The 13,453-nt window shown below is 35.5% G+C and carries 13 protein-coding genes and 1 other annotated feature; all 13 genes read right to left on the bottom strand.

The genetic code is table 11. The features are described from left to right. A complete protein-coding gene (locus tag RYK12_RS03010) occupies nucleotides 1-567 on the bottom strand; it encodes an aminodeoxychorismate/anthranilate synthase component II (RefSeq protein WP_000601909.1) in 567 nt (188 codons plus the stop codon). Next, nucleotides 564-1,925 (bottom strand): anthranilate synthase component I, encoded by a 1,362-nt coding sequence (gene trpE, locus RYK12_RS03005; RefSeq protein WP_314846842.1) that lies wholly within the window; start codon nucleotides 1,923-1,925, stop codon nucleotides 564-566. Before trpE ends, RYK12_RS03010 begins: the two co-directional genes overlap by 4 nt. Before the next feature lie 136 nt (nucleotides 1,926-2,061). Continuing rightward, nucleotides 2,062-2,217: a hypothetical protein gene (locus RYK12_RS03000; protein WP_314846839.1), complete on the bottom strand. Its 156-nt coding sequence runs from the start codon at nucleotides 2,215-2,217 to the stop codon at nucleotides 2,062-2,064. A gap of 3 nt (nucleotides 2,218-2,220) precedes the next feature. Continuing rightward, nucleotides 2,221-3,399 (bottom strand): tryptophan synthase subunit beta, encoded by a 1,179-nt coding sequence (trpB, locus tag RYK12_RS02995; protein WP_247932188.1) that lies wholly within the window; start codon nucleotides 3,397-3,399, stop codon nucleotides 2,221-2,223. 66 nt (nucleotides 3,400-3,465) lie between these two features. Further along, nucleotides 3,466-3,696 (bottom strand) — a binding site (T-box leader). A 214-nt stretch (nucleotides 3,697-3,910) separates the two neighbouring features. Further along, nucleotides 3,911-4,912 carry a LacI family DNA-binding transcriptional regulator gene (locus RYK12_RS02990; RefSeq protein WP_000789953.1) on the bottom strand — a complete coding sequence of 334 codons (1,002 nt, stop codon included), beginning with the start codon at nucleotides 4,910-4,912 and terminating at the stop codon, nucleotides 3,911-3,913. A gap of 107 nt (nucleotides 4,913-5,019) precedes the next feature. Further along, nucleotides 5,020-5,388 carry a hypothetical protein gene (locus tag RYK12_RS02985; RefSeq protein ID WP_060805805.1) on the bottom strand — a complete coding sequence of 123 codons (369 nt, stop codon included), beginning with the start codon at nucleotides 5,386-5,388 and terminating at the stop codon, nucleotides 5,020-5,022. Between the two features lie 95 nt (nucleotides 5,389-5,483). Continuing rightward, a complete protein-coding gene (locus RYK12_RS02980) occupies nucleotides 5,484-6,194 on the bottom strand; it encodes an MgtC/SapB family protein (protein ID WP_001149046.1) in 711 nt (236 codons plus the stop codon). A 2-nt stretch (nucleotides 6,195-6,196) separates the two neighbouring features. Continuing rightward, nucleotides 6,197-7,888: an iron ABC transporter permease gene (locus tag RYK12_RS02975; RefSeq protein WP_001216191.1), complete on the bottom strand. Its 1,692-nt coding sequence runs from the start codon at nucleotides 7,886-7,888 to the stop codon at nucleotides 6,197-6,199. A gap of 11 nt (nucleotides 7,889-7,899) precedes the next feature. Then, nucleotides 7,900-8,910: an ABC transporter ATP-binding protein gene (locus tag RYK12_RS02970; protein ID WP_000589137.1), complete on the bottom strand. Its 1,011-nt coding sequence runs from the start codon at nucleotides 8,908-8,910 to the stop codon at nucleotides 7,900-7,902. Between the two features lie 102 nt (nucleotides 8,911-9,012). Then, entirely contained in the window at nucleotides 9,013-10,080 is a 1,068-nt protein-coding gene (locus RYK12_RS02965) for an extracellular solute-binding protein (protein ID WP_000738380.1), read from the bottom strand. Nucleotides 10,081-10,104: 24 nt separating this feature from the next. Further along, nucleotides 10,105-10,764, bottom strand: a complete 660-nt coding sequence (locus RYK12_RS02960) for a DUF1868 domain-containing protein (protein ID WP_000793811.1) — start codon at nucleotides 10,762-10,764, stop codon at nucleotides 10,105-10,107. A gap of 183 nt (nucleotides 10,765-10,947) precedes the next feature. Next, complete coding sequence (gene galE / locus RYK12_RS02955) at nucleotides 10,948-11,958, bottom strand: UDP-glucose 4-epimerase GalE (protein ID WP_061743800.1); 1,011 nt, start codon at nucleotides 11,956-11,958, stop codon at nucleotides 10,948-10,950. A 12-nt stretch (nucleotides 11,959-11,970) separates the two neighbouring features. Then, nucleotides 11,971-13,446, bottom strand: a complete 1,476-nt coding sequence (gene galT / locus RYK12_RS02950; protein WP_000848808.1) for a UDP-glucose--hexose-1-phosphate uridylyltransferase — start codon at nucleotides 13,444-13,446, stop codon at nucleotides 11,971-11,973. Nucleotides 13,447-13,453 lie beyond the last annotated feature (7 nt).

Genomic DNA, 13,453 nt, shown 5'->3' with positions numbered 1-13,453 from the left:
TCACTTTACAACCTTCTCGATAAAATTCCGAATAGAAGACAAGCCATCTGGCGTTCCAATGCTCTCTGGATGGTACTGGAAGCCATAAATCGGTAGGTTTTTGTGTTGAATTCCCATGATGGCTTGGTCATCAGTCGAACGAGCTGTCACTTCAAAGTCTTCTGGCATTTCTTCAATCAAAATACTGTGATAACGCATGACCGCACGGCCATCCTCGATACCTTGATACAAAACAGATGGCGCTTCAAAGCTGATATTGCTCTGTTTCCCATGCATGACTTTTGGAGCCAAGCCTAACTTACCACCAAAGACTTCTGCGATGGCTTGATGACCCAAACAAATCCCAAGAATCGGCTTTTTGCCAGCAAAATCACGAATCATGTCTTCCATCTTTCCAGCATCAACTGGCCAACCGGGACCAGGAGAAAAGACCAGACCATCTGCTTTTTCAGCTTCTTCATACAGCTTGGGATCATCATTTCTCAAGACCTGTACTTCTGCAAAATTCCCAATGTATTGGGCCAAGTTATAGGTAAAAGAATCATAGTTATCAATCAATAAAATCATGGTCTTAGTTCTCCAATTCTAGTCATAGATTTAGCCTTGTTAATGGTTTCTTGGTATTCATTTTGGGCGATAGAGTCGTAGACAATCCCTGCCCCAGCCTGCACATAGGCTGTTTGATTTTTGAGAATCATCGTTCGGATAGCAATGGCGAAATCCATATCACCCGTCGCAGACAAGTAGCCGATTGCTCCTGCGTATACGCCACGTTTTTCTGTTTCCAGTTCATAGATGCGTCTCATCGCTCGAATCTTTGGTGCTCCTGAAACTGTTCCAGCAGGAAGTGTTGCTTTCAAGGCATCCATGGCAGTGAGTTCTGGAAGCAAACGCCCCTTGACCACGCTGGTCAAATGCATGACATAACGGAAGAGCTCCACTTCCATATACTTAGTGACTTGGACACTGGCCGTTTCAGAGATGCGACCAATATCGTTACGACCCAAGTCTACTAACATTCGATGCTCTGCTGTTTCCTTCTCATCCGAAAGCAGGTCTGTCGCCAAAACCTTGTCTTCTTCATCCGTAGCTCCTCTTGGTCGTGTCCCTGCAATCGGATTGGTTGTCACGATGCCATTTTTGACAGAAACCAAACTTTCTGGACTGGCACCGATGATTTGATAATCCCCAAAGTTATAGAAATAGAGGTAATTGGATGGATTGGTCACGCGAAGATTTCTGTAGAAGTCAAATGGATTTCCAGTAACTTCTGCTGAGAAGCGCTGACTGAGTACGCACTGGAACATGTCGCCATTACGAATCAAGTCACGAGCTGTTTCCACCATTTCCTCAAATTTTTGAGGAGCGATATGCGGTTTGAAGTCTGACGGAGATAGATCCAAGTCTTCAAATTCATTTGCTGCAGGGATGCGTAATTCCTCCAGCACTTGCTTCAAAGCTTCTTCCAAATCTTCTTGACTACGCTCACTATAGAGAGCATCCTCGATGACATGGATTTTCTCCTTCTTGTGGTCAAAGACCATGTAACTCTCATAGACGAAGAAATGCATGTCTGGCGTTCCAATAGTATCTTCAGGAATTTGACCAATTTCTTCATAAAGCGAAATCATATCGTAACCAACAAAACCAATTGCCCCACCACCGAAAGGTAGATCTGAATGGTGCTGGCTCTTATGAGTCACTTCATAAAGGAAATCTAAGGGATCCCGATCAATCACTTGACCATTTTGATAAAGAACTCCATTTTCAAACTTAATCTCAAAAACTGGATTATAAGCTAAGATAGAAAAACGAGCGGTTTCCTTGTCTCTCGGAATACTTTCTAAAATAACCTTGTGTTGCCCCTTTAGGCGCATATAAGCCAAGATTGGCGATAAGACATCTCCATGAATGATTTGTTCCATTGTAATTTCCCTTTCAGTTCTAATTCTAGATCGTGGCGACTATATATAAAAAATCCCCACGCAAAATAACTTGCGTGAGGACGAAATTCGCGGTGCCACCCCAATTATAGGATTTCTCCTATCTCTCATTCCTGTCTCAGATATCTCCTGTAACAGGCTGTGCGATAAAGGGCACTCCCTTGAGAATTATGTTTTCTTCTCTCGTTTCAGATGAACCCAACCTTACAGCTTTCTCTGCTTGTTTCCAGCAACCACAAGCTCTCTGTGAGAGAAAAGACTGTAATTTTTCCATCTTTTATTTTTTAGCTTCTAGGTAGTCCGCAATTGCAGCTACGTCCTTGTCTCCACGACCAGAGACATTGATAATGATAATGTCGTCTTTACTTAGTTTCGGTGCACGTTTAACTGCTTCTGCGATAGCATGCGAACTTTCAATCGCTGGGATAATTCCTTCAGTTTTGCTGAGGAGAAGCAAGGCTTGAACAGCTTCTTCATCCGTCGCAGCGACATATTCCACGCGACCTGAGTCTTTGAAGTAGGCGTGTTCTGGGCCAACACCTGGATAGTCCAAACCAGCTGAGATAGAATAAACTGGAGCCAGCTCTCCGTCTTCTTTAAAGACTGCATAGGTCTTCATTCCGTCGACAATTCCGATGCTACCTTTTGTCATAGTAGCTGCGTGCTTGTCTGTGTCAAGTCCGTGACCAGCAGCTTCAACCCCAACCAATTTAACTTCTTCATCAGCCACATACTGTGAAAAAGCACCAATAGCATTGGAACCACCACCTACACAAGCAATAACGTAGTCTGGTAAACGACCTTCTTTTTCTAAGATTTGACGGCGAGATTCTTCACTGATGACCTTTTGGAACTCATGAACAATAGTAGGATAAGGGTGCGGACCCACAGCAGATCCCAGAACATAGAAGGCTTCCAAATCATTCATCCATGCTCCAAAGGCTGCATCAACCGCATCCTTAAGAGTTCGTGTCCCCGTTTCAACTGCGTGAACAGTTGCTCCCATCATCTCCATACGGAAAACATTTAGACGTTGACGCTCTACATCCTCTGCCCCCATGTAAACATCACAGGCCATACCAAACTTAGCTGCTGCAGCTGCAGTCGCAACCCCGTGCTGACCAGCCCCTGTTTCCGCGATAACACGTTTTTTACCCATACGTTTGGCCAGAAGAATTTGTCCTAAAACATTGTTGAGCTTGTGAGAACCCAGATGGTTCAGGTCTTCACGCTTGAGATAAATCTTAGCGCCACCTAGGTACTCTGTCAAACTTTCTGCAAAATAGAGCGGTGTTTCTCGACCTGAATAATCCTTCAAGTAATGGCGAAATTCTGCCAAAAATTCTGGATCATCTTTGTACTTGTCAAATGTCACTTCCAACTCATCCAACAAAGCCTGAATCGGCTCCGGTACAAAACTACCACCAAATTGTCCAAAATAACCTTTAGTTGTCATAAAAATTTCCTCTTTCTGTATTGATTTCAAGATATGAAAAAAGCCCACACACAGAATCTACTTCTGCGTGAGGGCGTTGGTAACGCGGTGCCACCTCAATTATAAAGGGACTATCCCCTTTACATCTCTACCTTGTCTAACAACAAGTTGCACTGTAAGGTGTGCGCACCGAATTTTCATTGTTTCAAATTCATTTTTAAAATCAGCCCACTTTCACTACTTCCAACCACCTGTTCACAATCACCACAGGCTCCCTGAAGATCAAAAATAGTTACTTTTCTGATTTGTTGAACTTATTTTAATACTTTGTTTTTTCTTTGTCAAGACTTTTTTACGATTTTTTTGAAAGATGTGTGATTCGAATGTGATAATGTCTTTAGTAAATCGAACGTGAAAATGTCCCACTTGTTAGAAATTGGATCCAACTCAATAGAAACTGAATAGATGCTAAACAGAACTTACTTTAGAACACTCCATCTTTTCCATTAGGATTTTCAAGAATTAAACAATACTAGAAACTCTGTCTCCTAACAAGTTTAGTAGAAACTTCAACAGATGTGACACTTTCCCCCTTTATAATTGCTAATACCCCTTCAATCATTTCTTGAGCTAATTTAACATAATTAGGAGAAATTGTAGATAAAGCTGGAGTGTAATATTGAGAAATTGGAATATTGTCAAATCCGATTATTGAAATATCATCAGGAATAGTAATTTCCTTCTCATAGCAAGCACGAATCAATCCCTGTACTTTCTCATCCCCGGATACAAAAACCAAATCAGGATAATTTTGATTAGATAGATGTCTTGTAGCATATGAATAAACCGAATCTATTGTAGTTAGACCATATACAACTTTCAAATCCATTTCATAGTTTTTATCATTTAAAAAAGCACGAACCCCTCTCTCTCGATCCATATTAACAAGGGATTCTCCTCCCATAAGTAACCACATACTATTAATGTTTTCTTTTGATACTAATTTCATCATGTCATAAGTGGCCTGAAAATTGTTGTTAGAAACATACACAACATTAGGTGTTCTAGATTCTCCAAAAACTATGAATGGAATTTTATTCTTTTGTAAGTAATTAATCCGAATATCTTCTTTACTTTCATAAAATACTATTACACCATCTATCAAACTTCCTGTACTCGAGATTATTGAATTACTAATTGTATCCTCTTCACTAAAATATTCAACAATAGCGTTAACACCATACTCTTTACAAGTTTGTAAAACTTTATCTAATAAAGTTTGGAACCAAATTAAAGGAAAAGAGTCGATTTTTTTTACAGAAATCAATATATTTATAGCTTCTTTTTTAGTTAAATTTCTTGCATATGCATTTGGAATATACGACAATTCTTCTATAACTTTTTGAATCGCTTGATAAGTTTCTTCTTTAACATTTACTCCACCATTAATAACTCGTGAAACTGTTTTTGGAGAAAAACCTGATAAACGTGCAATATCATAAATAGTTACCTTTTTCCCATTTATATTTTTCATTTCAGTCCTCCATTACGAACATTCTAATATTACTATACAATATTTAATTTTTTTTAACAAGAGAATTTAGTAAATTATTTAAGATCCACAAATTCACAAAATTGATTTTACAAATATTCTTCCCCTTCAAAAAAGTTTAAATTGCATTTCACACCTTTATTTTTAAGAATGTTTCCAACTTCACGACAAATAAATTCATATGAGAAAAAACTACCATAAAATTGTAGATTAACTTTTTCAGTAAAAATTGTAGGATTTATAAAAATATATAAAAGCCTGTCAATGTAACATTCTAACATAGACTTAATTTTTTCTTTAAAAATAACATTTGTTATCAACTCATTTGGAGGTAAATGAAAGGGAAACACCATTTCACAAATATCATAAAAAGAAATAAATTTGTATACTTGTATCAAACAATTATTATCAAAATATTCTATTTTACCTAAATCAAAATTGATTTTATAATCTTTCATAAAAACCTCAGAGCAAAAATCTACTCAAAAATTAGATGATTAAAACATCTAAAAAACAAAAGGACAAAAACATCTGTCCCTTTGTTTACTAAATTTCAGCTAATTTCTTCGACATAAATAACACCTACAATATTAGCAATTTCTTCCATCAAACGAAGATGTTCAAATCTTCCTGATAGTTCTAGAGTAATAAATGATGCTATTTTTTTTTCTGGAACATCAAAATATTCAATTCTTTCTGAATTAACATCTCCAAATGCAGTTCTAGAATCAGTCATTCTAATGCCATTCTCAGCACAGTATACTAGTACCCGATTATATGCCTCTGTAGATCTAACAACGATATACAATTCTATTATCTTTGAACGACTTTGAAGATATTTTTTTAAAGGTTGGAACATAGTTATAACACTCCAAACAGACACTGCTCCTAGTACGGCTCCTTCATAAAAACCAACACCTATAGCTAGACCGATTCCAGCTGAAGCCCATATTCCGGCTGCAGTTGTTAAACCAGTTATTTTCTTTTTATCTGTAATAAGTATTGTTCCAGCCCCAAGAAAACCAACACCTGATATAACTTGCGCACCTAAGCGTGTAGGATCTCCTGTACCAAATTTATAAGATACATACTCATTAGTCATCATAATTAAACATGCAGCCAGACAAACAATACTATGTGTACGAATACCTGCTGGTTGAGATTTACTTCCTCTCTCTAAACCAATTACTCCACCAATAACTAATGAAAGTACAATTCTTAATACAATTTCGATATATGATAGTCCTAAGCTTGTTGCCTGCATTATTATTTCCTTTTTCTACTAGCTGGTCTCTGAGTAAAGTATAATACAGAACCAGAAATTATCATTAATACAATAGTATAAACGAACACAAGTGCTTGAGCATTTGAAGTTGCTGTTTCATCACCTGCTGAACGAATAGTTATACCCAGCGGTTGAGCTAATGGATGGTAAAGAAATACAGATAAGTCGAAGTCAGTTAATAAAGAGTTAAAGTTTAAAGCAATAACAGAGAGAACAACCGGTAAAATAAATGGAATGATAACCTTCATCATAGTATAAAAAGGTGAAGCACCCATACTTCTTGCTGCATCTTCCATCTCATCATCAACACTAAATAAAATAGCACGTACCATTCTATAAGAAAATGGGATTTTTACAACTATATATGCAATAAGTAGAATTACCAAACTACCTACCAAAATCTGATTCAAGACAAGAAATTGTGGCTGATTAAAAGTAAATAATAAACTTACTGCTAAAAGTGTACTTGGTAGTAACCAAGGAAGTAGAGCACCATATTCAAATAAGAAATCAAAACGAGATTTATGTTTTCTGACAACACGAGCAAATACAACTGCTAGAATTGTTGCTGTTGTCGCAGCGATAATAGAATAAATAAAGCTGACCAAGAATGGAGAGAATGCCGCACTATTACTAAAGAATAAGCGATAATTTTCTAAAGTAAAGTTTGATAATGTTAAGTTACCTGTTTGAATTGCAACTGGATCTGTAAATGAGTATAATACTATAAAAATTAGTGGAAGCATGAAAACTGTGAACAATCCATATGCTACAATGTGAGCAATGATATTCCAAGGCTTAGATGCAATTTTTTGTTTTTTAAGAGGCGCTTTAGTCTTAGAGATAGAAATATAATTTCCACCTTTTTCTATCTTATTCATGATAGTAAGCAAAATTGTAGTTGCAATACCTAAAATAATTGCAAGTAAGGCAGCTAAATCACGAGAATTCCCCATCCCTGCAAATGTAATAATCATTGGATTTATAGTTTGAAATCCTTTACCACCAACAATCATGGGTGCTGCTACTGCAGACAAACCACTAAGAAAAACCATAATAGTAAGTGCAAATAGAGTTGGAATTAAGGTTGGTAACACTACTTTTCGGAAAACAGTAAATGGTTTTGCTCCCATATTTCGTGCAGCCTCAATAGTGTGATAGTCAACGCTTCGAATTGTATTTGTTAAAAACAATGTATGATTAGCAGTTCCTGAAAATGTCATAATGAATAAGACTGCACCATACCCAATAAACCAGTTAGGGTCTAAAGAAGGGATAACATTTTGTAAAAATTTTGTTATCAATCCATAAGGACCATAGACAAATTTATATCCAGTCGCTAAAACCACTCCTCCATAAATTAAAGAGGTCATATAGCCTAATTTTAAAATTTTAGCACCTTTAATATCAAAGTACTCTGTAAATAGAACACAAAGAATACCTACGACATTAACTGTAATAATGAGTGAAAATGCTAACTTAAAACTGTTCATAATACTCTGAAGTGCCCTCTCAGATTTTAGAACACGATGTACAGCTTCAAGGGAAAATTCTCCTCCTTTTACAAATACATTCACTACTAGATCAAAGTTTGGATAAATAATAAATGTTACTAGGAACCAGATTAACCCTAAACGAATAAGCCAATCTTTTAAATTTAATTTATGACGCATACTGCACCTCCTTAAAATTGCAGAACGTCTGATGGTGTGATAAATAAGTCCACACTTTCTCCGACAGATCTAATAGCAGCCTGACTATCAATACTTGTTACATTAAGAATCTGACTTTCAGAAACTTTTATTGTATAGTGAATTGTAACTCCAGAAAACTCAACATCAATAATTGTTCCTTTTAGAATGAAATCTTGTTCAGTTTCACGATTGAATCGAACTTTCTCTAATCGAATGTATCCTTTTTTATCTTCTAAGAAAACGCTTGCATTTTTCAGTAATACTTCGTGGACTGTTTCATCGGTCAAAACATTAATATCGCCAATAAAATCACATACAAATTCAGTTTGAGAATTATGATAAATCTCTACAGGTGTACCGACCTGTTCGATGTATCCATTGTTAAAGACTGCAATTCTATCAGATAAAGTTAAGGCTTCCTCTTGGTCATGAGTAACATATAAAGTAGTAATACCTAACTCTTTTTGAAGTCTTTTCAACTCTTTTCTCAAATCTACACGTAATTTTGCGTCAAGGTTTGACAATGGTTCATCTAGACAAAGAATTTTAGGTTCAAGAACCAGAGCACGAGCCAATGCTACCCTTTGTTGTTGACCCCCAGATAATTCTGATACATTACGCTGTAACTGTTGATCAGAGATCTTAATTTTTGCTGCTACTGCTGATACTTTAGCTTTAATAACATCTGGAGCTACCTTCTTAACTTTTAAACCAAATGCAATATTATCAAAAACAGTCATAGTTGGAAATAGCGCATAAGATTGAAATACAATACCAATTCCACGCTTTTCAGGTTCCAAATGAGTGACATCTGTTCCATTAACTTCAATACTTCCTGATGATGGATCTAGAAAACCTACCAATGCTCTCAAAGTAGTTGATTTACCACATCCTGAAGGCCCAAGAAATGTAAAAAATTCCCCTTCATGTATATCTAAATTCAGATTATCAATTGCAACAAAATCACCATATTTAATTTGAATATTATCAAATTTAATCATCTCACTAACTCCCTCTATTACTAAACCAAAAGCCTCTCTTTATTTCTTCCATAAATTTAGAAATAATAGAGAGACTTGGACATAAAAATTAACTCTTATTTCTTATTGTACGTATTCTAATTCAGCTTTTTCTACCCATTCATCCAAATGCTTTCCAACAGCTTCCCAGTCAATATTTTGTGGTTTCACTTGATCCACAAATTTTTTCGTATCTTCAGGTAACTCTGTTAGCGCATCTTTATTTGCAGGAATAGATCCAAAGTTCTTACTATATTCTACTTGAATTTCTGTTTGACCAAACCAATCAATAAATTCTTTAGCTAACGCTTGTTTTTTACTAGTGCTTAAAACCATAGTTTGTTCAGTTACAAATGGTACACCAATCTCAGGAGTCATAACTTTGAAAACAACATTTTGTTCTTTTTGTCCAACTAATGCACCAGAACCCCACATCATTCCATATTGTATTGGATCTTCTTTGTCTAACATCTTAACAATTGAACTTTCTCCCTTTTGAAGAGTGTATGCATTTTTCAGATATTCTTTTGCTGCTTCCCAACCTTTTTCAGAAACACCTAATTCACCTTTATCATCAAGGTATCGAACTAAGATACTTGCTAGAATTGCCCGTCCTGTTCCACCTGAGAGCCCAGAAATTGAATATTTACCTTTATACTTACTACCTAATTCAGTCCAATCTTTAGGCATTTCTTTTACATCAGGCGCTCCAATTAAAACTAATGGTTGAACAATCACAGGATTATAATAATTATCTTTATCTGATAAAGATTGATCAATTTTATCTAACCATTTAGGCTTGTACTGTACTAGTAATTTTTGATCTCTAATTTTATTTGAATCAACAGCACCAATTCCAAATACCATATCTGCAACTGCATTATTCTTCTCGGCAATAACACGGTCTGCTAATTGAGCGCCAGGGATATCAACCATTTTTATATTAAAACCAGCTTCTTTTGCTTTAGCAGTTAACCAATCACCACGACCATTTGAGACTGAGTTCGAATAGATTACTAATTCTTGACTTTTATCAGCTTTTTCTTCAGATGAAGAAGCAGTCGTAGAATTTGAACCTCCAGAGCAAGCAGCAAGTGTAGTAAGAGCAACTCCCGTTGCAAGTACAGTAGACCAAACTTTCATTTTTTTCATGATAAGTTCTCCTTTTTTATTATTTTATTTAAATTTTTCATGATATGGAACAAATTGTCTCATATCTTCAAATACAGTATAGTCAATACGGTTTACAGTAATAGTTGGAATCTTCTCTAATAAAATTTCAGTTAATTCTGCTCTGACTTTAGTAAACTCTTCTTCCTCCTCTTCGGTTAGAGGAATCCGAAGATACCCAATTGAAATATGGAATTGATATCTATCATGATTAGGGAAACGAACACCTGCTTTTTCTGAGACATAAGTACGAATTTCTTCTAATCTCTTTGCAGAAGCTTCATCTGCAGGTTCAACTAGTATGTTTTGTTTTCCCATTTCAGTTACACGCATATGAATTTCTTCATCCAACAATGGAAAAATTTCAAGTTGTTTAGCAAAGTAATCATGTATTTCCTGTAAAGGTGTATCTAGAGGAAGATTACTGCTCCAAAACTCCGTTTCACGATTTTCATGGCACAACAATTCAATTACAGTCATGTGAATAGAATTCCTTGGAGTTAAAGTAAACTTATCGATAAATGGTAATTCTCTATAACGTGATTGAATAATATCAACAACTTCCATCAAATCTTGTTTAGTATAAAGATTTGCTACAACTGTATTCCCAGGGAAATGATTAAATTCCCCATTCTCTTTGAACTTAATTTTTGTTAAGTTTTTCATATAAAGACCTTCTTTTTTATATTTGACATCGGTGTCATCATGTTTACATTATACAATGAAACCGTTTCCTTTGTCAAGCGCTTTCAAAAAATTTTTTAAAAAATTTTATCTTTCATTAAATATGAATTTCATTAAAAGGTTAAGTAATTTTTCCAAAATACAGCACTCATATAGACAGTATCATCAATTATAGCCATTGGGATTTTTTGATTGCCAATTCCATGTATCTCTACACATGTCTTCAATCGATTTTGTTGTCCTCCAATTTAATTCCTTATATGCTTTGTCTGCATTTGCATAACAAGTTGCAACGTCTCCTGAACGTCTTGGAACTATTTTATAAGGAATAGGGACCTTATTAACACTTTCAAATGTATTTACAAGTTGTAATACACTAGTGCCTTCTCCCGAGCCTAGGTTATAGATATAAACATCTGTTTTTTCAGATACTTTTTCTAAAGCTTTTATATGTCCTATTGCTAAATCTACTACATGGATATAATCACGCACACCAGTACCATCAAGCGTATCATAATCATTTCCGAACACACTTAGCTCTGACAGCTTACCTACCGCTACTTGTGCAATATAAGGCATCAAGTTGTTAGGAATTCCTGAGGGATCTTCCCCAATCAAACCAGACTCATGAGCACCAATTGGATTGAAATAACGAAGCAACGCAATACTCCATTCTGAATCTGCCACATGAACATCTTTTAAAATTTGTTCAAGCATCACTTTCGTATACCCATAAGGATTTGTCGCACTTGTTTCCATCGTCTCAATTAGGGGTGACTGATTGTTAATTCCATATACAGTCGCACTTGAAGAAAAGACAATCTTTTTAACATTAAATTCTGACATCACTTCAACAAGTGCTAATGTACTCATAATATTATTTTTGTAGTACATCACAGGCTTTTGCACGGATTCTCCGACAGCTTTATAACCTGCAAAATGAATTGCAGCATCAATCGATTCTTTTTCAAATACCTTTCTCAATGCTTGTTTATCACAAACATCTAATTCGTAAAACACGGGACGTATTCCTGTAATTGCTTCAATACGGTCTAGCACCAAGATGCTAGAGTTCGAAAGGTTGTCGACAATGATGACTTCCTTTCCTAAATTTAGTAATTCTACTACGGTATGGCTACCAATATAACCAGCTCCGCCTGTTACCAATATTGCCATTTGGGTTTCCTCCTAATTAATTCCAACCGACTTAACAAATCTCATAAACGCTTCATGCCCAGACGGTGTATTCTTATAAACTCCTGCATCTTCCAGAACTCTCGCAAACACTTGTCCTACTTCGTGTTGAACTACGCTATTAACCTCTTCTTTATTAATGCGAGGATATTTTTCTTTCAATTGGTCGGCCCATTCTAAATGATAATCCGCAATTGCGTTATCCTCTCCTAAAAGATATTTTCCAACTTCTTCTAACTCTGGTTTCAAACGAGGTGGTAATATCGCAAGTCCCATCACTTCGATTAACCCGATATTTTCCTTTTTAATATGTTGTACATCTTGATGAGGATGGAAAACACCATCTGGGTATTGTTCAGTAGTATGATTATCTCTTAGAACAATATCTAATTCATATCTCCCGTCCACTTTACGAGCAATAGGAGTCACCGTATGGTGTGGGACATCTTCAGTCATAGCAATGATGTCTACTTCTAAATCTGAATATTCCCTCCACTTATTTAGAATTTTATTAGCTAAATCTAACAATCGATTTTTATTTTCACTTTGTAACCTAATTACTGACATTGGCCATTTTACAATACCAGCATTAACATCCTCAAAGTCTTTAAAACGAAATTCACTCTCAAATTTTGCTTTTTCCATTGGGAAAATATGTTTCCCTCCCTGGTAGTGGTTATGACTAAGAATGGAGCCTCCTGAGATAGGAAGATCAGAATTTGAACCAGCAAAATATCCTGGCAAAATATCAACAATCTCCAATAATTGTTCAAATGTTTTAGAGGTAATAGCCATTGGTACATGTTGACTATTTAAAAATATCGCATGCTCATTAAAATATGAGTAGGGAGAATACTGGAATCCCCATACTTCGTCACCAAGTTTCAACCGAATAATTCTATGATTCGAACGTGCTGGATAATTTATTCGCCCCTGATATCCTTCATTTTCCATACATAGTAAACATTTGGGATAATTAGTTGCTTTTACTAATTTTTCAGCAGCAATTGTTTTTGGATCTTTTTCGGGTTTTGACAAATTTATCGTAATCTCTAGCTCTCCGTATTTAGTTGATGATCGAAACTCAATATTCTTAGCAATAGCAGAAGTTTTAATATAATCACTATCTTTACTTAACTTATAAAACTCTTCAACTGCTTCTTGAGGTGATATATCATATGAACTCCAAAAAATATCATTTAATCGACTAGGTAAAGGAACTATGAAATTCATTAACTCTGCTCCTAAACATTCCTTTTCCTCGATTAAATCTTTAATTTTACCGTTTTTTAAGGCGATTTCCACTAAGTAATCTTTTATTTGTTTCAGGTCATTTTCATCGGAAATGCGATCAGTTCCCTCCTCACCTATTAACGCTAGTACTCTATTTTTCACATATATTTTGTCAATTTCATTATACATTCCGTATTCAATTACTCTATCAACAAAATTATCAATAATTGTTTTCATATATTTT

Origin of the sequence: uncultured Streptococcus sp. (genome assembly GCF_963518475.1) — a bacterium.
Lineage (GTDB): Bacteria > Bacillota > Bacilli > Lactobacillales > Streptococcaceae > Streptococcus.
Note: the sequence above shows the minus strand (reverse complement) of the source record. Positions and strands in the feature narration are given on the sequence as shown.